This window comes from Acinetobacter sp. B51(2017), assembly GCF_003711395.1.
GTDB lineage: Bacteria > Pseudomonadota > Gammaproteobacteria > Pseudomonadales > Moraxellaceae > Acinetobacter.
This window is the reverse complement of sequence record NZ_PJRJ01000006.1, coordinates 90,520-114,972: the sequence shown is the minus strand read 5'-3', so window position 1 is coordinate 114,972 and position 24,453 is coordinate 90,520. Positions and strand designations below refer to the sequence as shown.

Below are 24,453 nucleotides of genomic sequence, written 5' to 3'. Positions count from 1 at the left end.
AGAACTGGCTGTTTGCTGGCTCGCTGCGCAGTGGCCAACGAGCTGCCAATATCATGACTTTAATCCAGTCAGCAAAGCTCAATGGCTTGGATCCGTATGCCTATTTAAGTGATGTGCTGAAAAGGCTACCGACACACAAAGTGACCCAAATTGAAGAATTACTGCCACACCGGTGGCAACCCGACCAAAATTAAAAAATAGGTATGGGGTTCAGCGGATGCTTACGCTACTATTACAAAAACTTAATAATAGGCAGCACAACATCTATTTTTTGTTTACACTAGTCACAGGTACAGGGGATGAGCACGCTGCATAAGACAGCGATATAGACATGATAAGAATTCAAAGTGACGACAATGAAAAAATTAACTGTAATCAAACAGATCAAAGGCTTAATGGGTTTTATTGTACTGCTGTTATTTTTAGGGTTAGGTTATCATCAATTTAACCGCCATACAGGTCAGCCTTTGGTACGTTTAGCAGATCAAGATCAGCAGAAGCTGCAACAATATCAACAGCTGCGTCGGGTGAAGCATTATGAGTTTAAGTTAAAACCCAGACAATCTTTGTATTGTGCTGGGCGAATTTATTGTGTCGAGCAATCTACAGCAAGTCCTTAAAATTGCAAAAAAGCACCCAAGGGTGCTTTTTTTATGCTTCACAAAACTTCATAAAGGCTTTAAGCCCCGGACCTTGATATTTTTGGCGATGTACCAGCATAAATAAAGGACGGGTGAGTTGCCAAAACGGCGTATCTAAAATCACCAATTGACCTTTTTCACATAAAGGTTCAATGGCCAATTTAGAAATACACGACAAGCCTAAGCCACCCGCCACAATTTTTAAAATGGCTTCGTTATGACCAAGCGTCAAACGAATATTGGCATCAGGTACATCTTTTAAGATGGCATTATCAAACACTTCACGCGTGCCTGAACCTTCTTCACGTAAGATCCAATCAGCCTCGACAAAGTCCATCGCAGTCAATGGACGTTGTAATTGCGCTAAAGGATGGCTAGGCGCACAGCACACCGCCAACTCATCATCACGCCAATGAATACATTGTAATTGCGGTAAATGGCATGAGCCTTCAATGAGTGCTAAATCAAGCTGAAATTGATTGACTGCTTCAATCATTTGCCGAGTATTACCCACTTGTAACTGTAGATGCGCTTGTGGCTGAATTTGTAAAAAATTCGCCATCAAATCTGGCATTAAATAGTCACTAATGGTTAAAGTTGCCCCAAGACGTAGATCGATACTTTGTAATTCGCCTTTGGCTGCTTGTTCAAAAGCTTCACAGCGGCCTAAAATTTCTAAGGCTTGTGGGAGCAAAAAACGACCTAAATCATTCAGTTGTAAGCGTTTACCTAAACGATCAAATAGCGGAGCGCCTAAGCCATCTTCAAGGTCGGCCAAAGCCATACTTGCCGCACTTTGTGTGAGCTTGACCGCATCACTGGCTTTGGTGACGGTACCCTCTTGAGCGACTGCTACAAAAACAGCCAGCTGACGTAATGTCATGCGCATGAATATAGCCTTAACATTGAAAAAATATTCATAAATTATCGTCTCATGCTACCATGAGCGCAGTCTTTGATGCCACGTTGAAATTATGTCAATTGAGAAATTTACACAAGAAAAGGTTTTATCTGTACATCGTTGGACCAATACGCTGTTTAGTTTTACCTTAACGCGTCCTGCACGTTTTAAATTTACCGCAGGTCAGTTTGCCCGTATTGGTTTAAAAGTGGGTGATGATTTAGTGGTACGGGCGTACTCAGTCGTGTCATCGCCATTTGATGAAACTTTAGAATTTTTCTCAATTGTGGTGCCAGATGGGGCATTTACCTCTAACTTGCAGCATTTGCAAGTTGGCGATGAATTGTACCTTGAAAAAATTCCCTATGGCTTTTTAACACTGGCACGTTATCAGTTACCATTGCCACAAGATTTATGGTTATTGGCTACAGGCACAGGTTTAGCGCCATTTTTATCGATGCTACAAGATTTTGAAACTTGGTCAAAATATCAAAAAATTAATTTAGTCTATAGTGTACGTACAGCGGCAGAACTGGCCTATAGCGAGCGCATTCAAGAGATTGCTGCTACGTTTGGTGAAGGGCATACAGGCTTTAAATTTATTCCGATTATTACCCGTGACCCTAATGCAGTATTACATGAGCGTTTACCTGTGCTCATTGCCAACGGTGAGCTCGAACAAGCCGCAGGGATGCCGTTAAATCCTGAAACCAGTCATGTGATGCTGTGTGGTAATCCGCAAATGGTTGATGACACCAAAGAAGCCTTAAAAGCGCGTGGATTAACTATGAACCGCCGTGGGGAAGGCAATATTGCCGTAGAAAATTATTGGTAATTGCTTTGAAGCCCCTCCTTTTTAAAAGGAGGGGGTTTGGGTGGATTGTATTGACTACATTTATTCACAATCGAATCCCTCCCTTGCGAAGCCGTGCTTCTGAGCCTTTGAAAAAGGCAAGATGAGGTAAAAAAACCTCCAATCGGGAGGTTTTTTTATGTTTTAGTGCACAAACATATCAACAAATTGACGAATTTCTTGCAAGGCTGTTTCTACATCGGTGTTTAGCCACGTTGGTTCAAATAAACCCGCATAGTGATCGAGACGATCCTGTGGCACGACCAAACGTACAGGACATTCCTCTTCTAATAAACGCCATGGAATAATCGGTACTTCATTGTCTAAAAATGCTGCCACATTACGAATATCAATGACCATAGCATTAATGCATTCAGGGAAGGGCATGACCGAAAATTCTTCGGTACGACGGCGAAAATACTCTAAATCACCCCATTTTAGTCGGAAGCTTGGTTTATTAAATGCAATGATGCCAATCAAATGCTGATCACGCGTGTGGTGTAAAGTACATTGATGCGTGACATCCGTGTCTAAATCAAGCGTTACACTCTGTTGACGATACGCCATAAAGTAAAAACACAGCAAAAAAAGAGTGGCTGATTATAGCCTAAAATCACATCAGCGAGCGACTATTCGTTCACCATCCTGCTATGCTTCTTCACACAATGCAACACTTAGACTTGTTAGTATGAAAAACAAACAACTAAGGTGAGAGCAATATGCAACACGATCACAATAAGTCGCATCATGCCGCCAGTGCTTCAGAAACCCAACAAAAAAAGCGTTTGCCGGTATATATCTTAATTATTGTTGGGGTGTTTCTTGCGGCCTTAATTTTTTACATGACCGCAGACGTTAAACCAAAGCCAAGTGAGGCACCTCCAGGCCATCCAAATCCAACGGCCCAACCTGCAGGCGTGACCAATAGTCAGACTGCAACAGCTACAGATACCAGCACAAATGATCGCTAAGTTTGCTGCTACATATTGAAAAAGCTCTAGTTGTAACTCGCTAGGGCTTTTTTTACTCGCGCATTGTGGGTTTTTGTTGTAGTTTTAACACTAAGCGTTGAATAAAAAATAGACAAAATTTAAGGTGATAAAGAGAAAACGCTGGGCCAAAACCCGATAAACAAACAATAAAGGATAACAATATGAATGATTATTTTGAGCGCAGTCGAGGTGGTCTAAATGCCATGTACTATTGGGAGCAATTTCACCCAATTTTAGCCGCCATTGCCATTTTGATTATTGGTTGGATTATTGCTTTGGTGGTGGCAGCTGGCATTAAAAAGCTGCTGCAAAAACTCGGCACCAACCAAAAACTATCCAATGCCACAGGGCATCGTTCCAATATTGAAAATATTGTGTCGCGTATCGTGTTTTGGATCGTGATGATTATTGCGGTGATTGGCGCTTTGAATGCTCTTAACCTGAATAGTGTGAGTGGGCCATTTAGCAGTATGGTGCAGCAATTCTTATTGTTTGTACCACAATTATTGGCCGCGGTTGCCGTGGGTTTTATTGGTTGGTTAGTGGCCAATGTGGCCAAAGTAGGCTTGCAAAAGTTACTTGATCGTACCAGCTTAGATGAAAAACTCAGTGCAGAAGTGGGGGTAAGTCCCATTAGCCAAAATATCAGTGAAATTGTTTACTGGTTGATTTTATTACTTTTCTTGCCAATTGTACTGTCTATTTTAGGTTTAAATGGTCTGCTTTACCCCGTACAAAACATGGTTAATCAAGCCGTGGGCTTTTTACCTAATCTGTTTATTGCGGGCATTATTGTCTTTGCAGGTTATATCTTGGCCAAGATTGTACGTGGAATTGTTGAGGGTTTAGGCAATAGTTTAAATCTACAACAGCAAGCAGAAAAAATTGGTTTATTCAAAGGTTCGAATTTACCGCGCTTATTAGGCTCGTTCTTGTTTGCTGTGGTCATGATCACCGCCTTGATTGTGGCATTTGAGGCTTTAGGCGTAGAAGCGATTTCACAACCTGCCACAGCAATGTTGCATGAAATTATGAATGCGATTCCACACATTATTGCCGCAGGTTTAATCCTGATTGTGGCCTATGTGGTGTCGCGCTTCGTGGCAAAATTAGTGGTTGAAGTTTTAGCAGGAACAGGTGTAGATAATATTCCTGCCAAAGTAGGTGTCCAGCGCTTCTTAGGTGATACCAAAGTTTCTTGCGTGGTTGGCTACTTGATTGTGTTGTTTACCATGCTATTTGCTGTGTCTGAAGCAGCCAATCGTTTAGGCTTTGATCAAATCAGTGATTTGATTGCCATGTTTATTTACTTTGGTGCCAACATTTTACTAGGTGCTGTCATCCTAGTAATTGGTTTCTGGCTGGCCAATATTGTTGCCAATGTGGTACAGCGCGGTGAATATAAGAGTTCACGTTGGTTAGCCAACTTAGTCCGTGTGTTAATTATGGGTCTAGTCTTGGCGATGGGCTTACGTGCCATGGGTATTGCGGATTCGATTGTGAATTTGGCCTTTGGTTTAACTTTAGGCGCGGTTGCAGTCGCTTTTGCTCTAGCTTTTGGTCTAGGTGGACGCAATCCTGCCGAGCGAGTACTGAGCGATTTAATTGATAAAGCCAAACGCGAAGCCAATGAGCCAAATCCTGAACCAGCCAGAGCACCAGATTTGATGAAAGCACAAAGTCCAGCGCCAACTGCTGCTACCAAAACACCAAGTATGAAAAAAGCAGATAGCCCAATTATTGCCCCTGTTGAAGTAGTCACCGATAAAAAACCAAGCAGCCCAGATCCTGATGTTGCTGTGCCAGATAGCTTGGTCGTGAATCCTGAGCAGAAACCGTTAAATAACCCTTATGGTTCGACAGGCGAACCAGAAAGCGATACGGATATTCGACCTGAAGATAAAAAATAAACCTCACTAGACCGATGGCTAACTCCCCATCGGTTTTAACATTAAGGATGCCAAAATGTCATATAAAAAACCCAACAACCGTTTTGCCCCTGCTGTCATTGCAGGGGTGACTATTGGTTTTCTAGTCGCAGGTTATCAATTGGTCTTTGGCAGTAAAAAGCCAAAAGCAGAGCAAAAAGCCAAACACCACCACCAAGATAGAGCCAAGCAAAAAGAGCAAGAACAACAGTTAGAAAAGGAACGTGAAGACAAACGACAGCAAGAGCAAGAACAGCAGCACAAAGAGAAAAAGCAGGCCGCTGAAGATGATCAACAGCCTAAGTAAAGTTTATACATATTGGGCAGCGGCATGTGCTGATGCCCAAGCCCATTGGAAGTTATAACCACCTAAATGTCCTGAAACATCCAACACTTCACCAATAAAATACAAGCCTTTTTGTTTTTTACTTTCCATGGTTTTAGAAGATACTTCTGTAGTATCTACCCCGCCTAAGGTGACCTCGGCAGTACGATAACCCTCTGTACCTGAGGGTTTGACCTCAAAGCCGTGTAGCTGTGCTGCAATGGCATCTAGTTTATCATCACTAACATTACCAATCGCAGTATCAGCATGTTCTAACCAAATCAGATTTTGTAGCTCTAACACCACACTTTTTGGTAAATGCTCGCTCAATAGAGTACGTAATAACACTTTAGGTTGGCTTTGCTTCTTGGTTTTAAATAGGTGAGTTAAGTCCAGACTAGGTAACAGGTCAATCTTAAAGCTTTGCCCAACATCCCAATAGTTCGATAATTGCAGTGAACTTGGACCACTTAAACCGCGATGGGTAAACAATAAAGCTTCGGTAAAGCTATTGAGATCATTGGATAAAGTCGCTTCAATGGCATTACCACTTAAACGCGTGGTGACTTCTTTAAAGCCATCTGAAAAGGTAAAGGGCACTAAACCTGCACGGGTTGGATAGATATGATGACCAAATTGTTTGGCAATCTCATAGCCGACCCCCGAACCGCCTAAGGTGGGAATAGACAGACCACCGCTTGCCACGACCACAGACTCAGCTTCAAAAAAACCGAGTGTGGTTGCCAGTTGAAAACCGTGATCATCAAGCGTGGTGACTTGTTTGACTTCGGCACTGGTTTTAATCGTCACTAAACCAGTTTTGTCACATTCTTTTAACAACATGGCTAAAATTTCTTTAGCACCGTTTAGGGTAAACAGCTGGCCGTGTTTACGCTCTTCATATTGAATACCATAGTCGCAGACCATGCCAATAAAATCCCAATTGCTGTAACGGCTCAGGGCTGAAATCACAAAATGTGGGTTATGCGAAACGTAATTTTCAGGCTCGACATATAAATTGGTAAAGTTACATTTACCCCCGCCTGACATGAGAATTTTTTTACCCACTTTATTGGCTTTTTCTAACACTAAAACCCGACGACCACGCGCAGCGGCCATGGCTGCCAACATTAAGCCCGATGCACCAGCACCAATTACAATTACATCAAACACAGAGGGAGACACGGTGATATACCAAACAGCCAACAATGAAGCCGCGCATTATAGTCGATTTTTAGGCAATGTTGCGCCCTTGTAAGCCACCGCTATGAATCACCAAGATATTTTGGCTAGCAAGCAGCTCGCCACGCGCAATCATTTGAAAAATGCCATACAGCATTTTGCCGGTATACACTTGCTCTAAAGGAATATGATATTGGGCGCTAAACTCAAGAATAAATTGGATAAGCTCTGGGCTGGTTTTCGCATAACCGCCACAGCAAAACTCATCTGTAATCGACCAATTGCGTTTATGGGTCAGTTTTGCCACATCATGGCTTAAAAAATCGCCTTTTAAAGCTGAAAAGCCCAAAATCTGTTGCTGCGCGTGGCTGGCTTCAATTAAACCTGTGATGGTGCCGCCTGTCCCTACAGCGCAGCAAATTAGGTCAAAGTGCTGTTCTTGAGGGGTTAAAATCTCACGGCAACCTTGTATCGCCAGTGAGTTGGTGCCGCCTTCAGGCAATATATAGCTATGGGGATATTGGGTGTGCAGTGCCTGTAAAAACTCAGGCTGATTTTTATGGCGATAATCCTCGCGTGAGATAAACTTAAGCTGCATACCCAAATCTTGCGCCATGCTTAAAGTAGGATTAAGGGGTTGATCTTGTAGCTCTAAACCGCGGATGATACCAATGCTGCTTAAACCCATAGCCTGTGCGGCAAAAGCAGTTGCTGCAATATGGTTAGAATAAGCCCCACCAAAGGTTAATACTTGCTGATTACCTTGTTGCAACGCAGTAGCTAGATTGTATTTCAGTTTAAAAAACTTATTGCCTGAGATATAGGGATGAATCAAATCAAGGCGTTTAATACTGATGTTGACCCCTAAATAACGAATCCGTTGAGTCGGGATAGGTTGGGCTAAATTATCAAACATAAGGCAAAAGTCCATTACTAAAAAACTGCTGATAAAATATACAAATCCTGCTATGCTCAATCGCATAACAACAACAGAGGAGGCTTATATTATGCGTTGCATGCTACTCCTTATTTTTAGTCTAAGCACAGTGCTGTTATCCGCTTGTGATAATGCGACTGATCGTTTAAATCAACCACGTACCATGATTATTGGTGGCGTACCTGTCCATGAACACGACTATAAGCTCCCTGCTCAATCCTCCTTAAATGCGCCACATCAAAGTGTGGGCGAATAAGCAGCCTAAGCACATCGAAAAAGATGCCTAGAACAGGCATCTTTTTTGTATATGGATGCCATATTAACATGTGCAGCGCACAGCAGATTTTTTATCGATTGTTTAAAAAAAAATGCAGTAAAAAATTGTCAGTCAGCGTAGAATTGCGCTTTATTTTTTCCCTTGAATAGAGGAATCTCGATGGAATCACTTGTGATTTTAGGCTCAATTGCTTTGGCGCTGATGTTAGGTGCGATGAGTCCCGGGCCAACCTTTATTTATGTGGCAAAAAATTCAATTGCGGTTTCACGTAAACATGGTTTATTTACTGCTTTAGGCACAGGTACAGGTGCAGCGATTTTTGCGTTGTTGGCGGTACTGGGTTTGCAGGCATTATTATTGGCTGTGCCTGCGGCATATATGCTACTTAAAATTTGTGGTGGTTTATATTTACTTTGGCTGGCGTATAAAATTATTAAACATGCTAAAGAGCCTGTACAAAGTGTAGCAGATGGCGCACAAGTGATGAGTTATCGCCGTGCTTATGTTTCAGGCTTAATTACCCAAATGAGTAATCCTAAAATAGCGATTATTTTAGCCAGTATTTTTACTGCACTTTTACCTAAAGAAATCCCAAGTTATTACTATGTAGTATTACCGATCTTATGTTTCTTTATTGATGCAGGGTGGTGTTCTTTGGTGGCAGTTGCACTTTCGGCAGACAAACCACGCCGTGTTTATTTACGTTTTAAGGCATTGTTTGACCGTGGCGCAGGTGTGGTGATGACAGTGCTGGGTTTAAAATTATTATTTGGTATGAAATAAGCATGTTCTATAAAAAAAATCCTCTATTTGTAGAGGATTTTTTTGCAATGAATATTTACTAAGCATCTCTCATACAATAATCAAGTGGCAGAATGAGGCGGATATATTGCCAGTACATGGTAGTACGCAGTAAAAAGTCAGCGGTAAAAGATGCACAGTGCTGCGCCTAATGAGTAAATGGGCGAAGCAGACGCCTTGCTTCTAGCTAGTGTTTGTTGGATTAAAGCCTTACAAACCAAAGGCCTTGTACTCGCTCAATATATCCTAAAGCAGTTATAACCTAGAGTAGCTCAATTTGCCAATTGGATGCTTGAATTTCGAGATTATTTAAACGTAATTGTTTGCTGATGTCATCAGCCTGTTGTTGCAGTTGCTGTACCGAGACCGTTTTTAGCCAGCGGATTTCACTTGAGCTATAACGCGCATTATCACGACGAGTATGCTCGATAGCTTGTTGCACGATACGATGTTGCTGAGTGAGCAAATCCCGTTGATTGAGTACGCCAAGTAAAGCATTGCCATTGATAGTTTGTGCTTGTGCATTGGTTTGATGAATACGTCGAATCAGCCGATGCAGCTCGCTATTGACTTGAAATGCTTCTGCCAATAATGCAGTCGGGTCTTCACTGGGTTGATCACCTTCTTGTACTACCACATTGCTATTAATCCGTTGTTGTAAGGATACCAGTTTCGTTTGTAGATCACTTCGAAGTAATAAGGCTTCAGCGAGTTTCATGATAGGTCTCAATAAGAATAGATAGGCAGCTTCATCTGCATAAGGCAGATGTAGCCTTAAAAGTGACGTGCTTTAGCGCTGATCTTAGTCTTTAAAGTGAATAGGAATCCATTGATAACTTGTATCATTTTGGCGGTAAATATGCCCAATACCCGGAAAAGGTAAATGTGGTGCGGCAATCAGCTGTCCGTCTTTGGCATATTGGGCAAAATGTTTCAGTCGCGTTTGCACTGCCGTTTGCGGATCAATATCAAACTCAATTGCTGTTTCAGGTTGATCAAACTGTAAAGTATGTGAGTGTACAATATCCCCAATAAAAACTAATTCTTGACCATCTGTTTTTAATTTAAAACTGTAATGCCCCGGTGTATGCCCAAAAGATGGTTTAAATTCAACAGCACCAAAGCTTAAAGATTTATCCGAAAAAACTTTAATTTTTTTAGCTTTTTCATAAGGTGCAAGTGCGGCTTTAATTTTTTCAACTGTTGCTAAAAAACCTGCTTGTTTGTCTTTGGGTAGTTTTTTGACTGTGTTTGGACTCAGCCAATAGTCATATTCAGTTTTAGCAATGTGCAAAGTGGCATTTGGATAATTGGCTTTGCCGCTATTTGAAATACCGCACACATGATCAGGGTGTAAATGGGTGAGGAAGATGCCATTCACTTGCGTAGGTTGATAACCTGAAGCTTTAAGGTTGTTATAGATTGAGCCTAGATGTGTGCCAAAGCAGCTTGCCGCGCCACTATCGACCATAAAGAGTTGCTTACCTGTATTAATTAAAAAGGCATTCACAGAGGTTTGGATGCCTTTCTCATTTACTGCTGAGTATTTCTTTAAGATTTCTGTTTTTTCAGCGTCGCTTAAGCCTTTAAACATAGATGGACTTAAGTAGTTTGTACCATCAAGGAGGGCGGTGATTTGGGTATTGCCAATTTGGTGATGATAGTAGCCAGCGACTTGCTTTTGCGTTGGGATGGTTGGTTCAGCTGCTTGGGTGGTAAGGGTTGTGGCGCTTAAAGCGAGAGTAAGGAATAGGAGCTTTAGAGTTTTCATGGGATTTTTATTGATTTTAAAAGGATATGTTGTTTTAGCATTTGTAATTAATGAAGTGAATAGATAAATTGTCTAAAAAAATCTAAGGACTAAAAATGACAATATTAAACAATGCAATTGATTCTATTCACTTGGGGATAGATGACTATGAATTAATAGAGGAAAATCCTAAAAGATTGGTTTCATGTACACGAAATCTATTTTCAGGGATCTTACTACTATTTAAGAATTATTTGGCGGATTTAAGTCCAATAGGATCTAATGATTTATACATTAAAGTTAAAAATAAGGAAATAACAGATAAAGATGGAAATAAGAGTCTTGTCGGGGTTGGAAATAACACAGTAAATTTCAAAGGTATAGTTGATAGATTTAATGAATTTAAGATAGAAGTAGAATGGGAGAATTTAGAAAAAATTCAAGAGTATAGAAATAATGTAGAGCATTATTTTAGCAATGAAAATCCTAAGGCGATCCAAGCTATATTAACTCATAGTTTTAATATTATTAACGATTTTGTTCGAAAGTATTTAAATGAAGAGCCATCTAAACTACTAGGACAGAATTATTGGCAAAAATTACTTGATGTCAAAAATGTTTATGATAAAGAAAAACTAGAATGTTTACACTCACTAGATCAAAACACATATTTTTCAGCAAAACAAAAAAGCTTAATAAAAGATGCAATATGCTCAAATTGTGGTTCAGATTTGTTAAAGCCTATCGAAATACAAGTGTCAGCTAAATATACCGACTATGAGTGTGTAGCTTGTCATGATGAGCTTTCATTCGAACAAGTAATCGATTCTGCAGTTTCAGTCGATTGTAAAAGGCACTATGGTTATCACCATTATAAAGATGGTGGTTCTGATCCTTATACAATATGTCCAGAATGTGGTGAAGAAACATATTCTATGGAAGAGGGAGTTTGTTTATGCTGCGAGGAAAGTGCTAACCATGAATGTGAACGATGTTCAGCCAGTTTATGTCCAGAGGAAGTTACTTGGAATGAAGGATATTGTAGTTACTGCATACATCAGTGGGAAAAAATTCAAGAAGAATAAATATCAATTTTTACTTTTGAAGGATCAAAAGTAACAAAAATCCTTTGTTCGTTAGAGGGCACGTCCGTGTGCCCCTAACGAACGGGCGACATCCATGTCGCAAATCATCTGATTGCATACTGCTTTGGAAGTCAAAAAGACTTTCCCTCTCTTTTTAGGAGATGAGCAGCACTGCTGCGCAAGGGAAAGGTGAGAAAACCAATAAAAAAGCCCCTAAAACGTAGAGGCTTTATAATTAAGGTGTTCTATCTTATTTTTTACATTCAGGTTGTGAACGGTCAATTACTTGAGTACCTTCCACGCGGTAACCTATTTGACCAACAATAAATGCTTGGTTAAGTTGCGTAATCACCACATCAGATAAAGCAACTGCACAACGGTCTTTCTCAATTGCACGGTCTATGGCAGTTTTAAAGTTAGGAATACCTAATGGGAATAGAACTACAGGTACTTTATCTTCACCTGTAACTCGCTCACCTTTGACAAATTGGTTTGAGTTTAAGTTGTAGTTTTTAGTTGAAGCAACAGTCATGTCTGCCATACGAACAGAACAACCAGTGAATGCCACAGATGATACCGCTAAAGCAGCAATTAATAATTTTTTCACGATGTATTTACCCCATAAATAACGAGTGAATTGTAGTCAAATTGGTTGAATTTTCAATTGCAAATTCCACCAAAGTTGTAGCTATGATCTAAAAAATATATTTTTAAAATGGCTTAGGTAAATTGCAAAAATAAAAAAGCCCCTACAATGTAGAGGCTTTTCTTTATCTTAATCTAAAAAATTAAGACACTTTATCGCCCGGTTTAGCACCAGATTCAGGTGAAATCACCCAAACACCATCGCCATTACCCGCAGCTAATACCATACCGTTAGAAATACCAAAACGCATCTTACGTGGTGCAAGGTTTGCAACCATCACCACTAATTTGCCTTTTAAGTCTTCAGGCGCATAGAACTCACGAATACCGCTAAACACGTTACGTGGTTCAGCTTCGCCCACATTTAATGTCAATTGTAAAAGCTTGTCAGAACCTTCAACGTGAGCGGCTTCTAAAACTTCCGCTACACGTAAATCCACTTTCATAAAGTCTTCGATGCCAATAATTTCAGCTTCGCCTACTTTAGCTTCAGGTTTCTTTTCAACTTTCTTTTCTTTTTTCTTTTCAGTTTTTGGTGCTTCAGCAGGAGCCGCTAAAGAGTCTTTAGATGCATCGACCATTGCCGCTACAGCTTTCGGGTCTACACGTTGCATTAATGGTTGGAACAATGCAATTTCATGACCCACAAGAATCGTTTCACGCGAAGCAAAGTCGAAGCTGTCTAACTGTAAGAAGGCTTGCACTTGTTCAGCAAGTGTAGGCAATACTGGCGCAAGGTAAACTGCCAATTGACGGAACAGGTTAATACCGACAGAACATACGTCATGTACTTGTTGTTCTTCGCCTTCAATTTTAGAGAGTGCCCAAGGCTTTTTCTCATCAATGTATTGGTTGGCTTTGTCAGCTAACGCCATGATTTCACGAATCGCAGCAGAGAATTCACGCGCTTCGTATTGCGCTGCAATTGATGCACCTGCATCAATAAAGCTTTGTACCAATTCAGGTTCAGTACACGTCGCAGATAATTTATTGTCAAACTTGGTGTTAATGAATTTTGCACAGCGGCTAGCAATGTTCACCACTTTACCCACTAAGTCAGAGTTGACTTTTTGTACAAAATCATCAAGATTTAAGTCAGAATCTTCAACTTTATCAGACAGTTTAGATGCGAAGTAGTAACGTAGATATTCAGGGTTTAAATGCTGTAAATACGTTTCAGCTTTAATGAATGTACCACGAGATTTCGACATCTTCTGACCGTTTACAGTTAAGAAACCGTTTACGAATAAGCCAGATGGGGTACGGTAGTTGGCACCTTCAAGCATTGCAGGCCAGAACAGCGCGTGGAAATACACGATGTCTTTACCAATGAAGTGATACACCTCATTTTGAGAATCTTTTTTCCAGTAATCGTCAAAGCTTAAATCAGGACGTTTAGTCTTGATGTAGTTTTCAAAGCTCGACATATAACCAATTGGCGCATCCACCCACACGTAGAAGTATTTGTTTGGCGCATCAGGAATTTCAAAGCCAAAGTATGGCGCATCACGAGAAATATCCCAATCTGACAAACCTGCTTCAAACCATTCATCGAGTTTATTGGCAATAGAGACCGGTAAACGACCTTCGTCACGCGTCCATTTTTGCAGGTATTCTGAGAAATTCGGTAGTTTAAAGAAGTAATGATCTGAAGATTTCTCAACCGGTGTTGCACCGCTTAAGGTTGATTTTGCATCTAATAATTCAGTCGCGTTATAAGTGGTACCGCAGACTTCACATGAGTCGCCGTATTGATCTTCCGCTTTACATTTTGGGCATGTGCCTTTAATGAAACGATCTGACAAGAACATGCCTTTTTCAGGGTCAAACAATTGTTTAACAGGGCGTACAGCACTGTTACCGCCATCACGGTTTTTAATATAAATTTCTGAAGCACGCGCTTGGTTTTCTGCGCTGTTGGTCGAGTCGTAGTGGTCAAAGTCGACTTTAAAGCCTGCGAAATCGCGTTCGTGTTCGGCTTGCACATTGGCAATTTGTTGTTCTGGGCTAATGCCGTTCGCTTCGGCACGTAGCATAATTGCTGTACCGTGAGCATCGTCTGCACATACATAAGTCACGTTATGACCCATTGCACGCATCGCACGAACCCAAATATCTGCTTGGATATAACCAAGTAAGTGACCCATATGGATCGGGCCATTGGCGTAAGGAAGGGCATTGGTGACTAAAATATTACGCACGGATTAACTCTCTCATTCGTATTCATATGCAATAGGCTCGATTTTACCTGAGTTCCTAATCGCTTGCACAATAGATTGAGGGAATTATTTTAAGGAGGACTGCTTGAAAAATAAGCCAGTGATTTTGAAATTGATCTAAATATAAACACTGCTTGCGCGAGATTGTATGAGTATGAATTAAAACTAGATATAACAGGCTTTTATTTCTAGGGGAAACGCCATGACCACATTAGTTACACCACAAGACATCTTTCAAAAAGATGATTTACATGCTGCAATTGACCAAATGAAGGTCTTATTTCCAGACCAAGCAGAGCGTTTTGAGCAAGAAAGAGAAAAATTAATTCAAGAAATCTTAAAGAAAAAATCTATTGAAAATATCGCACCGATTCAGATTAATGAAGAAAATGAGCAAACTTATCTTTCAAAAAGTTTGATTAATTCAAACTTTGTTTGCACTACATCTGCGCCGTTAATAGGTAGCCCTGTTAAGGATTTAATCGGTGGCTGTCAATTTGCACTAATTCAAGTAAGTTTTAATATTGTGGCATTTGTTTGCTCACTTTTAGGCTGTAAGGTCAGCTTTAATGCAAAGATTGCGCAGAAAATTTGGGATTGCCTGGAAAAATCAGGTGATGTGGATGAGTTATTAGATGCTCTCATTGAGTTTAAGGATGCAGAAGGCGCTTTTGATAAAGCATCAGCTTTGTTCAAAGCATTTACCATTTTGATGGAAGTAGGTGTTTTTGGGGCTGTACTTGATGCTATTAAAGAAGGTGCAACTTGGTGGGAGTGGTCTTTAATGGTTGTAAGTATTACAGCTATGATTACAGCGTGGGTTGCAAGTGGTGGTGCGGCATTTGTTGCATTAGCTGCAGTACGTGTAATGGCTGCATGTGATTTAATTTCTAGTACAATTGAAGCAGTAAAAGAATGTTGTTTAGATTAGGTTTTTAGAAAAAATTAAGTCTATTCTGTATTCAGAGTAGACTTAAATCATTTAATAGAAAAATTAATACTACTTCTAGCTTAAAACTAAAGTAATAATAGCCACAAGATAAGTAAATTGAGCTTTTAAGTCATGATAGATGACGATTTTGATTTTGACGGCCCTGTCACCAAAATTGCCGCTAACAATAGCGCACAGTTGCTTGCAGGTAAGCAGATTTTGGCAGATGCCCAAGATTACTTTGCGACTATGTCGAACAAAGAACATCAGTTTTTACAGCAGCATTTAAGCAAGTTGGCTGAGCAAGATGCCTATTTCCAAGTCTTAGCAGATGAGCTAAATCAAGCGGAAGATGCCAAAATTGCCAATGATGCTTTAAATCTGTTGCATTTTTGGCAACTGATTAATCAAGCAGAAGATGTAAATAGCTTTAATTTATTGGATGTAATTAACGATACATTCTTTAAAACTGAGCTGTTTAAAGCCTTTGATGACTTAAGCCAAAATGCCAACAGTAGTGCGCGTCGTAGCGTGATTGAACAAGCCTTAGAAATGTATAAACTTGGTTTTTATGCAGGTTGTGTGCCGCTGCTGTATGCACAGCTTGAAGGTTTACTGACCGATGTATTATTAGCACAAGGCTTTTTAGCGCAAAAAGACACCAAGTTTTTAGATGTGTATAAAATTGTGCCCGGTTTAAAAGGCAACGAAATTAAAAGTTTGTGGCATAAAGCTAAAATTGCCACCGAAATGAATGCGTATTTTGCTGAAATTGCTGCCTATAAAATGGATAGTAGCTCCAATGTAACCATGACGCGTCATAATATTTTACATGGCACAGATGTGGCGCACTTTACCCAAGCGCGCAGCTTTATTCTATTCTTATGGTTATTTGCCGTGACGAATTTTATGCGCGGCATCCGCTAATAGCGATCAGCACTTCATTTGAAGTGCTGATTTTTTTATGGCACACAAGAGGTTTAAGGCTGACATACTGGTAACGATATAAAGCAAGTTATAGCGCTTTGCAAAATTAATAACGCACATCTGGTACTTATATCTTGCCATTGCGATGTTGGGTTCGGGTTTAGACAAATAAGATGCATACGAGTTAAATTTTGATGATGAAGCTGGCTATTCAGATCAATAACCTCCACACAAAAAACAACATGCTGCTTTATGTAGTCGACATGTTGCAAATTGCAGCTTTTAACAATTCATTCAGTAAAAAGCGCTATAACTAATTTAAAGCCCAAACTACAAGGTGTAGCGCATGAGTAAAATTGACGATCTCAAACATAAAGCCCATGAACTTGCCGATGAACTGAAACTCAAAGCCAAAGAGGCGTTAGTTAAAGGTGAGCAACTGGCCGATGATTTAAAACACAAAGCCCAAGATGCTAAGCTGAAGGCCGAACATAGGCTACATGATTTAAAACATGACAAAAAACCTGATAGCGATGATGAAAATCAACATCATGGTTAAGCAAAAAGATTGCCATTTGGCAATCTTTTTAGTTTTTGCTGCGTGAAAACTTGGTAATTAAATTAAAGCGGCTTAACCTTAACTTAAATAACCGCTAAACTAAGCGATTCGATCGAAAAATGCAGTTTTGGAGTAAATATATGTCGTGGCTTTCTTCGCTTAAATCAGTTTTTTCGCCCGCACAGGAGGTGAAGGAAGAAGAAATCCAACAGGTGCTACAAAGTTATCTATTGCCCAACTCCAAAGATGCACTCAAAGATCGTATTACACAAATTAATGTGCAAGGGCAAATTCTGCAAATCACTATTAATACTTTCCCAAGCGAAGCAGATGATTTGCAGCAGATTCATGATGAATTAGCAGATGCATTGGAAAAATGCGGCATTAAAGAGCTGAATATGCATGTGATTCAGCAAAAAACTGGGCATAAAAAACAAGGTGGTTGTGGGCATAACCATGCTGCCGGTGAAAGTTGCTCAACTAAAACAGCTGAACCTGCAAAAAATAATTTACCGCCTGTGGTGGATGCCTCTGCAAGTATGGATGCGGTGCAACAAGCCAATGCCAATTATCAGCCTAAGCAAGCAGAAGCACCTATTCAAAAAGCAGCGCCACAGCAACGTGATGTACCGAAACATCCACGTATTCAAAATGTGATTTTAGTCTCTTCAGGTAAAGGTGGTGTTGGTAAATCTACCACTACGGTTAACCTTGCTTTAGCGCTACAAAAGCTTGGCTTAAAAGTGGGTGTGTTAGATGCTGACATTTATGGCCCAAGTATTCCAACGATGTTGGGTAATGCTGGTCGCACGCCAATGATTGAAGCTGAAAACTTTGTACCATTAGATGCTTATGGCTTAGCGGTTTTATCTATTGGTCATTTAACTGGTGATCACAATACCCCAGTGGCTTGGCGTGGGCCAAAAGCCACCGGTGCCTTAATGCAGTTGTTTAACCAAACCTTATGGCCAGATTTAGATGTGTTAATGATTGATATGCCACCGGGTACAGGTGATATTCAACTGACATTGGCACAGCGTATTCCAGTGACGGGCGCCGTGATTGTAACCACACCGCAAAACGTAGCGCTGTTAGATGCCACCAAAGGTATTGAATTGTTTAACCGTGTTCATATTCCAATTATGGGCGTGGTAGAAAATATGTCGACGCATGTATGCTCAAATTGCGGTCATGAAGAAGAAATCTTTGGTACAGGCGGTGGTGATCAATTGGCGGAACAATACCAAATTCCGCTATTGGGTCGCCTGCCTTTAAATGCGCAAATTCGTGAAAATGCCGATGCCGGTAAACCATCCGTATTGGCAGAAGATGCTGCAGCAGCAAGTTATATCGCGATTGCTGAAAAAATCGTTCAAGCATTACCAAAAGCTGAAAAAGATCAAAATCGTATTTTTTAATACCAGATAACAAACAGACCCAAAGCGCAAGCTTTGGGTTTTTTTATGTTTAATTGCTGAAATTTATAGCAATTTTAAGTTAATGTTACAATTTGGTTACATTGTTTCCATATGTAATTCTTAATTGCGGCGCTTAATAGGCTTAGATTTTTTTGGGGGACACATATGAAAACTTTAACGCAAGCCATTGTTCTTGGTTTAGCTTCTGCTGTTATGGCAGCACCTGTTATGGCAGCTGAAACTCAGCCAGTGACTTTACAGCAATTTGCAGCACAGAAAAAAGCGGCAGCTGAAGCAGAAGCTGCGCAAAAATTAGCAGCGCAAAAATCGCAAGCAACACAAAAAGTAAATGCCAGCAAAGTGGTATTAAGCGAAAAAGAGCAAAAAGCTAAAGCCAAAGCTGCAGAAAAAGCGGCTAAAGCCAAAGCAAAAGCAGATGCTAAAGTGAAAAAACAGCAAGATAAAGTGGCTACAGAAAAAGCCAAAGCCGCAGAAAAAGCAGCGAAAGCACAAAAAACTGTTGCAGCTAAAAATGCCAAAATGAGCAAAGAAGCCAACAAAGTATCTACACAAGTACAAACTGCAAAAAGCCTAAAAACTGCAGTACTTGGTCAGTAATTTACGCTTCAGCGTTATAGCCCAACTTCGGTTGGGCTTTTTTTTGTTATTTAAGCAGTTTGGTACTGCTTTTTCGCTTGTAAATAATTCATCACAATTGCAATGGCAACCATAATCATGCCAATTACATCGGTGATGGTTTCAGGCACAATCATCATTAATGCGCCAATGCCTAAAAAAATACGCCAAAACCAATTGAGAGCGACTTTAAAATAGCCTTCGACAGCAGCCCCTAAAGCAATAATGCCCACTACAGAAGTAAAGCCAATACTGATAATAGTGGTCCATGCGGGTAAGGCAAATTCGCGTGCATTAACGGCAATATCTGTAGTGTCAATCATCAGCATTGCAGGGTTATACACAAATAAAAACGGCACAATAAAACCAGCTAAAGACAGTTTTAAGGCTTGAAAACCTGTGCGCATTGGATCACCCCCTGCAATGCCTGCACCTGCAAAAGCCGCCAATGCTACAGGAGGGGTAATGTTGGCAAATAAACCAAAATAAAACACAAACATATGTGCCACTAATACGGGAATATCAAAGTTGGCCAAAGCAGGGGCAGCCATAGTGGCAGTAATGATATAAGCCGGAATTGAAGGTAAACCCATGCCTAAAATCATAGATGCAATCATGGTAAAGAATAAGGTGAGAAATAAGCTACCTGCACCAATACTCATAATAGATGAGGTCATTACTGAACCTAAACTGGTTAAACTCACCACACCAATAATAATCCCGACCACGGCGCAGGCCGCCATGACTGATAAGGACTGTTTAGCACCATCGGCGAGAGCATCTAAAATATCTTTAAAGCCCATACGCGTAGACTTACGTAAATTCGCCACGACTATAGTTAAGACAATGGTATAAACCGCTGCATAGCTGACAGGTATAGATTGGAATAAGAAAAACACCAATGCGATGATAGGAATGAGTAAATGCCCACGTGCTTTTAAGACGTCTTTGACGCGGGGTAGGTCGGCTTTGGGCACGCCTTTTAAATTGTCACGACCAGCACGAAAATGCACTTGTGCAATCACACCTAAATAATAAAGTAGCGCAGGCAATAATGCCGCTAAAGCAATGGTGCCATAACTGACCCCTGTGGTTTCAGCCATAATAAAGGCACTCGCCCCCATGACAGGCGGTAAAATTTGCCCACCGACAGAGGCACTGGCTTCGACTGCACCAGCAAAGTTTTTGTGATAGCCAATTTTTTTCATCAGTGGAATAGTAAAAGAGCCCGTACCTACCACATTGGCCACAGCAGTACCGTTAATACTGCCCATAAAGCCACTAGAAATCACCGCAACTTTGGCAGGACCACCTTGTTTATGACCCGCAAGTGCCATGGCTAAATCATTAAACAGTTTGCCCATGCCTGATTTTGCTAAAAATGCCCCAAATAAAATAAACAAGAAAATAAAGGTCACTGAAGCACCAATCGCAGAGGAGTATAGACCTTCGGTTTTTAAGTACATTTGCCCAAAAATATCACTTACCGTATAAGGACGGGTGAGCAGCCGCTCAGGCATCCAATTGAAATGACTCATAAAAGGATAGGCTAAGAAAATTAACCCTAAAATAGGTAACATCCAGCCCATGACACGCCGTGCCGCTTCAATCACCAGTACCACGGTTAAAATGGCAAAAACAATATCAAGGCTGTTGGGAATACCACCACGAGTGGTCATAATGTCTTGATATTCTATAAATAAATAAGCAAAACTGGCAAAAGACAGCAACATGAGCAGCCAGTCAAGCAAATGAACTTTTTGCCGACTGCTGGTCTGACGTGCAGGATAGAGTAAAAAAATTAAGCCTAAACCAATCGCGACATGGGCAGAACGCTGAATCAGCTCGGGTAAGGGATGATAGGTAATCAATAAATGAAATAAGGAATAGCTGATCGCCAATGCACCAATCAACCATGCGACAGAGCGATTGCTTGGGCTGCGAGTTACAGATTCACGATCAAATTTTTCTAATAAAGCTTGTTGTTGTTGTTCATTAAGTTGTTCGGTATAGATTTTATCTTGGCTCATAGACATTCTCCTTGCTGCCAAGCTTGCCAACGCATAAAACGGCGCGGGCGGATATGAATGATTTGATAGTCAGAAACCTGTTCGGCAATCGGCCAAATTTGATCAGCCACTTGGATTTGCCCTTGCATGTGCCGCGATACTACCCAATTCAGTTCTGGTAGGAAGCGCTGCACCTGTAAGTGAATACTGTGTTGATCTTGCTGTTGAATGGGCAAATCGCTAGGTATGCCTGCACCAAAACCTTGAATGATGGTACTGTCTAAGTAAAGCTGTTGTTGCCTCACTTGATAGTTTTCTTGCCACAGGGTTTTTTCTACCGAATGGCGCCAAATTAAACTTAGCTGTGGCGTGCTGATCACACATTGTAGCTGTTGATCTTGGCTTTGCAGCGCAACATAAGTGTTGGGCCAAAGCAGATAAACACTCAACAGCAAAAGTGCAGCTAAAGCTGCACTGATCATACGCGCCATTATTTGCTGGCAAGCTCATCATAATATTGTTTAGCACCTGGATGCAGTGGGGCAACTAAACCTTGCTGTGCATGTTGCAAGCTAATGTCTTTGGCAGCCTGATGTGAGTTGACCAGTTGTGGCAAACTTTCAAAGAAGGTTTTGGTCAGTTGATAGCCATCTGCTTGTGAGATATCAGCACGTAATACTAAGGCATTCATAATCGCTGCTGTAGGGATATCCACAGCATTTCCATAAGTGCCTTTAGGAATATTTAAAGACAAGAAATAAGATTGATTTTGGGCAATTTCTTTGACTTTGGCAGGATCAATACTCACCAGTTGTAAATCAAAGCTTTGTTGTAATTCCATTAAAGAGGAGTTGGAAATACCACTGGTTAAAAAAGCTGCATCGAGTTTGCCACCTTTTAAGGCATCAGCAGCTTCTGCATAGCCTAAGTAGTCGACTTTAAGGTCTTTATAATCAATGCCAAAGCCTTTGAGTAAAGTACGCGCATTAACTTCCACCCCAGAGTTTTGCGCACCTACGGCAATACGTTTACCTTTTAGGTCTTCGATTTTCTGAATACCTGAACGTTTAGAGGTAACGATTTGTACATAGTTTGGGTACAAGGCAGCAATTTGCTGTACGTTATCAATTTTGCCTTTAAAGCTGCCTGTGCCATTTAATGCTTCAGTTAAACTGTCACTCATGACAAACGCCATTTCGACTTTATTTTGCTTGAGTAGATTTAAGTTTTCAACAGAAGCACCTGTGGTTTGGGTTTTTGAGTTTACACCATATGTTTTGTTATAAATCTCTGCCAAACTCGTACCAATGACGTTATAGGGGCCAGATGCACCACCAGTAGCAATACTAACAAAACGTGTTTCTAATTTATCGCTAGGTTGTGCCGAGCTACTTGCTTGTGCTGGGTTATTTTGATTTTTTGCATCATTTGAGTTAGAACAGGCGCTTAACGCTGCAACAGCGGTAATCAAAGCCAATGTTTGCCAAGCTTTCATAAAATTCTCCTGATAATGAATAGTTGTATATTTTTTGCTCTAATAATTAAATAACCAAAATGATTGTTTTTTATTCGGTATTGTTATAGTTCTAGCCTAAGCTTTGCGTTTTAGCAATTTTTTTTCGGTCTCGATTGAAAAAAATCCCGCATGGCGCGGGATTTTTTCTAAATGAAACAAATAAAATTATTTGGCAATTTTTGCTAATAATTCTGCTTTGCTTAAGTTGACAGATTCAGCATCACGGCGACCTTTGTATTCAAATGTGCCTGCGTCCAAACCTTTTTCACCAATCACAATACGGTGTGGAATACCGGTTAACTCAAAATCAGAGAATTTCACCCCTGGACGTTCGTTACGGTCATCTAAAATCACATCGTAACCTGCAGCAGTTAATTCTGCATACAACTCTTCAGCCGCAGCTAAAGCGCGTGGTGATTTATGTGCGTTCATTGGCACAATGGCAACTTCAAACGGTGCAATCGCGGTCGGCCAAATAATGCCTTTTTCGTCGTAGTTTTGCTCAATGGCAGAGGCAACGACACGCGTTACACCAATACCGTAGCAACCCATCGTCACGACAAATGGTTTACCATCTTCACCCAATACTTTACAGCCTAAAGCTTCTGAGTATTTTTGACCCAATTGGAAGATATGACCGACTTCAATACCACGTTTGATTTTTAGTGTACCTTTACCATCTGGAGATGGATCGCCTTCTACAACGTTACGTAAGTCGTAAACTTCAGTAAACTTAGCATCACGTTCCCAGTTCACGCCAGTAGCATGTTTGTCAGCAATATTTGCACCTGCAACAAAGTCAGACAATACTGACGCTGCGCGGTCAACAATCACAGTCACGCCTTTTTCAACCAGACCTTGTGGGCCCACGAAACCAGCCGTTAAGCCAAGCTCAGCAATTTGCGCTTCAGTTGCAAATGTTAAAGGCGCAGCAATTTGCGGGTGTTTTTCCGCTTTAATTTCATTTAGTTCGTGGTCGCCACGTAAGAATAACGCGACAACAGGTGCAGTTTTACCTTCTTCCGCTACACCTTGAACACGCAATGCTTTTACAGATTGCGCTGCATCTGTACCTAAGAATGCTGATACATCGGCAATGGTTTTTTGGTTTGGTGTATCGACCACTTGAAGTTCTTGCGTAGGGGCAGCACGTTCGCCAACCAATACCGCTTCTGCCATTTCTACGTTCGCTGCATAATCAGATTCAGTTGAGAATGCGATATCGTCTTCACCGCTTGATGCTAAGACGTGGAATTCGTGTGAACCTGAACCACCGATAGAACCTGTATCGGCTTGTACAGGACGGAAGTTTAAGCCTAAACGAGTAAAGATACGGCAATATGCGTCATACATAATGTCGTAAGTTTCTTGTAGCGACTCTTGATTGGCATGGAAAGAATAGGCATCTTTCATCACGAATTCACGTGAACGCATGACACCAAAACGTGGACGGATTTCGTCACGGAATTTGGTTTGCACTTGGTAGAAGTTAGCCGGAAGTTGCTTGTAGCTTTTTAATTCGTTACGCGCAAGATCAGTGATCACTTCTTCGTGGGTTGGGCCAAGCACGAAATCGTTGTTATGACGGTCTTTAAAGCGTAGTAATTCTGGACCATATTGCACATAACGACCTGATTCTTCCCATAAAGAAGCAGGCTGAGTGACAGGCATCAGCACTTGTAGTGAACCGGCACGGTCCATTTCTTCACGGACAATCGCTTCCACTTTATTTAAGACGCGAACACCCATTGGTAACCAGCTATATAAACCAGATGCCAGTTTACGGATCATACCGGCACGTAGCATCAACTGATGCGAGATCACTTCCGCATCATTTGGGGTTTCTCTTAACGTTGCAAATAAAAAGCGACTCGCGCGCATGGAAACTGTCCTAAGCAAAGATGAGTAATTAAGGGCGAAA

The 24,453-nt window shown here is 40.9% G+C and carries 26 protein-coding genes; 14 read left to right on the top strand and 12 right to left on the bottom strand.

Features of this window, described 5'->3' with window-relative positions:
• Together CYK47_RS04780 and CYK47_RS04775 are read left to right on the top strand one after the other, a co-directional pair.
• A partial coding sequence (locus tag CYK47_RS04780) for a transposase domain-containing protein (protein WP_164709117.1) occupies window positions 1-194 on the top strand: 194 nt, incomplete at its 5' end.
• 162 nt (window positions 195-356) lie between these two features.
• Entirely contained in the window at window positions 357-620 is a 264-nt protein-coding gene (locus CYK47_RS04775; protein WP_122899420.1) for a hypothetical protein, read from the top strand.
• Window positions 621-651: 31 nt separating this feature from the next.
• On the opposite strand, the gene gigC is transcribed toward CYK47_RS04775, so the two are convergent.
• Window positions 652-1,530 carry a LysR family transcriptional regulator GigC gene (gene gigC / locus CYK47_RS04770; protein WP_122899418.1) on the bottom strand — a complete coding sequence of 293 codons (879 nt, stop codon included), beginning with the start codon at window positions 1,528-1,530 and terminating at the stop codon, window positions 652-654.
• 85 nt (window positions 1,531-1,615) lie between these two features.
• Here gigC and CYK47_RS04765 point away from each other — a divergent pair, with 85 nt between their 5' ends.
• Window positions 1,616-2,377 carry a ferredoxin--NADP reductase gene (locus CYK47_RS04765; RefSeq protein ID WP_122899416.1) on the top strand — a complete coding sequence of 254 codons (762 nt, stop codon included), beginning with the start codon at window positions 1,616-1,618 and terminating at the stop codon, window positions 2,375-2,377.
• Window positions 2,378-2,539: 162 nt separating this feature from the next.
• Here the strand turns inward: CYK47_RS04765 and CYK47_RS04760 are convergent, their stop codons facing one another.
• Window positions 2,540-2,962, bottom strand: a complete 423-nt coding sequence (locus tag CYK47_RS04760; protein ID WP_122899414.1) for a hypothetical protein — start codon at window positions 2,960-2,962, stop codon at window positions 2,540-2,542.
• A gap of 152 nt (window positions 2,963-3,114) precedes the next feature.
• On the opposite strand from CYK47_RS04760, the gene CYK47_RS04755 reads away from it, so the two are divergent.
• The 3 genes from CYK47_RS04755 to CYK47_RS04745 all read left to right on the top strand — a co-directional run bounded on the left by CYK47_RS04755 (window position 3,115) and on the right by CYK47_RS04745 (window position 5,622).
• Window positions 3,115-3,366, top strand: coding sequence for a hypothetical protein (locus tag CYK47_RS04755; RefSeq protein WP_122899412.1), 252 nt, complete (start codon window positions 3,115-3,117; stop codon window positions 3,364-3,366).
• 182 nt (window positions 3,367-3,548) lie between these two features.
• The gene (locus tag CYK47_RS04750) at window positions 3,549-5,297 is read left to right on the top strand and encodes a mechanosensitive ion channel (protein WP_122899410.1); all 1,749 of its coding nucleotides are present in this window, start codon (window positions 3,549-3,551) and stop codon (window positions 5,295-5,297) included.
• Window positions 5,298-5,352: 55 nt separating this feature from the next.
• Window positions 5,353-5,622: a hypothetical protein gene (locus CYK47_RS04745; RefSeq protein ID WP_122899408.1), complete on the top strand. Its 270-nt coding sequence runs from the start codon at window positions 5,353-5,355 to the stop codon at window positions 5,620-5,622.
• 3 nt (window positions 5,623-5,625) lie between these two features.
• Here the strand turns inward: CYK47_RS04745 and CYK47_RS04740 are convergent, their stop codons facing one another.
• Both CYK47_RS04740 and CYK47_RS04735 read right to left on the bottom strand, forming a co-directional pair.
• Window positions 5,626-6,825 carry a BaiN/RdsA family NAD(P)/FAD-dependent oxidoreductase gene (locus CYK47_RS04740; RefSeq protein ID WP_122899406.1) on the bottom strand — a complete coding sequence of 400 codons (1,200 nt, stop codon included), beginning with the start codon at window positions 6,823-6,825 and terminating at the stop codon, window positions 5,626-5,628.
• A 49-nt stretch (window positions 6,826-6,874) separates the two neighbouring features.
• Entirely contained in the window at window positions 6,875-7,738 is an 864-nt protein-coding gene (locus tag CYK47_RS04735; RefSeq protein ID WP_122899404.1) for a 1-aminocyclopropane-1-carboxylate deaminase/D-cysteine desulfhydrase, read from the bottom strand.
• Between the two features lie 91 nt (window positions 7,739-7,829).
• Here CYK47_RS04735 and CYK47_RS04730 point away from each other — a divergent pair, with 91 nt between their 5' ends.
• Both CYK47_RS04730 and CYK47_RS04725 read left to right on the top strand, forming a co-directional pair.
• Entirely contained in the window at window positions 7,830-8,015 is a 186-nt protein-coding gene (locus CYK47_RS04730; RefSeq protein WP_122899402.1) for an NF038215 family lipoprotein, read from the top strand.
• A gap of 180 nt (window positions 8,016-8,195) precedes the next feature.
• Entirely contained in the window at window positions 8,196-8,819 is a 624-nt protein-coding gene (locus tag CYK47_RS04725; RefSeq protein WP_122899400.1) for a LysE family translocator, read from the top strand.
• 280 nt (window positions 8,820-9,099) lie between these two features.
• Here CYK47_RS04725 and CYK47_RS04720 read toward each other — a convergent pair whose 3' ends face one another.
• The gene (locus CYK47_RS04720; RefSeq protein WP_122899399.1) at window positions 9,100-9,555 is read right to left on the bottom strand and encodes a DIP1984 family protein; all 456 of its coding nucleotides are present in this window, start codon (window positions 9,553-9,555) and stop codon (window positions 9,100-9,102) included.
• A gap of 84 nt (window positions 9,556-9,639) precedes the next feature.
• Entirely contained in the window at window positions 9,640-10,608 is a 969-nt protein-coding gene (locus tag CYK47_RS04715) for an MBL fold metallo-hydrolase (RefSeq protein ID WP_122899397.1), read from the bottom strand.
• A gap of 95 nt (window positions 10,609-10,703) precedes the next feature.
• Here CYK47_RS04715 and CYK47_RS04710 point away from each other — a divergent pair, with 95 nt between their 5' ends.
• Window positions 10,704-11,672 (top strand): hypothetical protein, encoded by a 969-nt coding sequence (locus tag CYK47_RS04710; protein WP_122899395.1) that lies wholly within the window; start codon window positions 10,704-10,706, stop codon window positions 11,670-11,672.
• A gap of 250 nt (window positions 11,673-11,922) precedes the next feature.
• Here CYK47_RS04710 and CYK47_RS04705 read toward each other — a convergent pair whose 3' ends face one another.
• Both CYK47_RS04705 and metG read right to left on the bottom strand, forming a co-directional pair.
• Window positions 11,923-12,279, bottom strand: coding sequence for a hypothetical protein (locus CYK47_RS04705; RefSeq protein ID WP_122899393.1), 357 nt, complete (start codon window positions 12,277-12,279; stop codon window positions 11,923-11,925).
• Between the two features lie 181 nt (window positions 12,280-12,460).
• Entirely contained in the window at window positions 12,461-14,518 is a 2,058-nt protein-coding gene (gene metG, locus CYK47_RS04700; RefSeq protein ID WP_122899391.1) for a methionine--tRNA ligase, read from the bottom strand.
• A 220-nt stretch (window positions 14,519-14,738) separates the two neighbouring features.
• Here metG and CYK47_RS04695 point away from each other — a divergent pair, with 220 nt between their 5' ends.
• The 5 genes from CYK47_RS04695 (at window position 14,739) to CYK47_RS04675 (ending at window position 18,989) form a co-directional block, all read left to right on the top strand.
• Window positions 14,739-15,467, top strand: coding sequence for a hypothetical protein (locus CYK47_RS04695; RefSeq protein ID WP_122899389.1), 729 nt, complete (start codon window positions 14,739-14,741; stop codon window positions 15,465-15,467).
• A 132-nt stretch (window positions 15,468-15,599) separates the two neighbouring features.
• Complete coding sequence (locus CYK47_RS04690) at window positions 15,600-16,394, top strand: GAT domain-containing protein (protein WP_122899388.1); 795 nt, start codon at window positions 15,600-15,602, stop codon at window positions 16,392-16,394.
• Window positions 16,395-16,740: 346 nt separating this feature from the next.
• Window positions 16,741-16,953 carry a hypothetical protein gene (locus CYK47_RS04685; protein WP_122899386.1) on the top strand — a complete coding sequence of 71 codons (213 nt, stop codon included), beginning with the start codon at window positions 16,741-16,743 and terminating at the stop codon, window positions 16,951-16,953.
• 140 nt (window positions 16,954-17,093) lie between these two features.
• On the top strand, window positions 17,094-18,371 hold the full coding sequence (apbC, locus tag CYK47_RS04680; protein WP_122899384.1) for an iron-sulfur cluster carrier protein ApbC: 1,278 nt from the start codon (window positions 17,094-17,096) through the stop codon (window positions 18,369-18,371).
• Between the two features lie 165 nt (window positions 18,372-18,536).
• Window positions 18,537-18,989, top strand: a complete 453-nt coding sequence (locus CYK47_RS04675; RefSeq protein WP_122899382.1) for a hypothetical protein — start codon at window positions 18,537-18,539, stop codon at window positions 18,987-18,989.
• A 50-nt stretch (window positions 18,990-19,039) separates the two neighbouring features.
• On the opposite strand, the gene CYK47_RS04670 is transcribed toward CYK47_RS04675, so the two are convergent.
• The 4 genes from CYK47_RS04670 to CYK47_RS04655 form a co-directional block, all read right to left on the bottom strand.
• Complete coding sequence (locus tag CYK47_RS04670; RefSeq protein WP_122899380.1) at window positions 19,040-21,043, bottom strand: TRAP transporter permease; 2,004 nt, start codon at window positions 21,041-21,043, stop codon at window positions 19,040-19,042.
• A complete protein-coding gene (locus CYK47_RS04665) occupies window positions 21,034-21,507 on the bottom strand; it encodes a DUF1850 domain-containing protein (protein WP_122899378.1) in 474 nt (157 codons plus the stop codon). Before CYK47_RS04665 ends, CYK47_RS04670 begins: the two co-directional genes overlap by 10 nt.
• Window positions 21,507-22,511, bottom strand: coding sequence for a TAXI family TRAP transporter solute-binding subunit (locus CYK47_RS04660; RefSeq protein ID WP_122899376.1), 1,005 nt, complete (start codon window positions 22,509-22,511; stop codon window positions 21,507-21,509). Before CYK47_RS04660 ends, CYK47_RS04665 begins: the two co-directional genes overlap by 1 nt.
• Window positions 22,512-22,697: 186 nt before the next feature.
• A complete protein-coding gene (locus tag CYK47_RS04655; protein ID WP_122899373.1) occupies window positions 22,698-24,413 on the bottom strand; it encodes a proline--tRNA ligase in 1,716 nt (571 codons plus the stop codon).
• Between the last annotated feature and the right edge of the window lie 40 nt (window positions 24,414-24,453).

Coding starts and splice junctions, on each gene's coding strand:
- CYK47_RS04710 (WP_122899395.1), top strand. CDS start 10,704: ATGACAATATTAAACAATGCAATTGATTCTATTCACTTGGGGATAGAT.
- CYK47_RS04720 (WP_122899399.1), bottom strand. CDS start 9,555: ATGAAACTCGCTGAAGCCTTATTACTTCGAAGTGATCTACAAACGAAA.
- CYK47_RS04750 (WP_122899410.1), top strand. CDS start 3,549: ATGAATGATTATTTTGAGCGCAGTCGAGGTGGTCTAAATGCCATGTAC.
- CYK47_RS04735 (WP_122899404.1), bottom strand. CDS start 7,738: ATGTTTGATAATTTAGCCCAACCTATCCCGACTCAACGGATTCGTTAT.
- apbC (WP_122899384.1), top strand. CDS start 17,094: ATGTCGTGGCTTTCTTCGCTTAAATCAGTTTTTTCGCCCGCACAGGAG.
- CYK47_RS04760 (WP_122899414.1), bottom strand. CDS start 2,962: ATGGCGTATCGTCAACAGAGTGTAACGCTTGATTTAGACACGGATGTC.
- CYK47_RS04725 (WP_122899400.1), top strand. CDS start 8,196: ATGGAATCACTTGTGATTTTAGGCTCAATTGCTTTGGCGCTGATGTTA.
- CYK47_RS04745 (WP_122899408.1), top strand. CDS start 5,353: ATGTCATATAAAAAACCCAACAACCGTTTTGCCCCTGCTGTCATTGCA.
- CYK47_RS04765 (WP_122899416.1), top strand. CDS start 1,616: ATGTCAATTGAGAAATTTACACAAGAAAAGGTTTTATCTGTACATCGT.
- gigC (WP_122899418.1), bottom strand. CDS start 1,530: ATGCGCATGACATTACGTCAGCTGGCTGTTTTTGTAGCAGTCGCTCAA.
- CYK47_RS04670 (WP_122899380.1), bottom strand. CDS start 21,043: ATGTCTATGAGCCAAGATAAAATCTATACCGAACAACTTAATGAACAA.
- CYK47_RS04730 (WP_122899402.1), top strand. CDS start 7,830: ATGCGTTGCATGCTACTCCTTATTTTTAGTCTAAGCACAGTGCTGTTA.
- CYK47_RS04665 (WP_122899378.1), bottom strand. CDS start 21,507: ATGGCGCGTATGATCAGTGCAGCTTTAGCTGCACTTTTGCTGTTGAGT.
- CYK47_RS04695 (WP_122899389.1), top strand. CDS start 14,739: ATGACCACATTAGTTACACCACAAGACATCTTTCAAAAAGATGATTTA.
- CYK47_RS04690 (WP_122899388.1), top strand. CDS start 15,600: ATGATAGATGACGATTTTGATTTTGACGGCCCTGTCACCAAAATTGCC.
- CYK47_RS04655 (WP_122899373.1), bottom strand. CDS start 24,413: ATGCGCGCGAGTCGCTTTTTATTTGCAACGTTAAGAGAAACCCCAAAT.
- CYK47_RS04775 (WP_122899420.1), top strand. CDS start 357: ATGAAAAAATTAACTGTAATCAAACAGATCAAAGGCTTAATGGGTTTT.
- CYK47_RS04660 (WP_122899376.1), bottom strand. CDS start 22,511: ATGAAAGCTTGGCAAACATTGGCTTTGATTACCGCTGTTGCAGCGTTA.
- CYK47_RS04685 (WP_122899386.1), top strand. CDS start 16,741: ATGAGTAAAATTGACGATCTCAAACATAAAGCCCATGAACTTGCCGAT.
- CYK47_RS04715 (WP_122899397.1), bottom strand. CDS start 10,608: ATGAAAACTCTAAAGCTCCTATTCCTTACTCTCGCTTTAAGCGCCACA.
- CYK47_RS04755 (WP_122899412.1), top strand. CDS start 3,115: ATGCAACACGATCACAATAAGTCGCATCATGCCGCCAGTGCTTCAGAA.
- CYK47_RS04675 (WP_122899382.1), top strand. CDS start 18,537: ATGAAAACTTTAACGCAAGCCATTGTTCTTGGTTTAGCTTCTGCTGTT.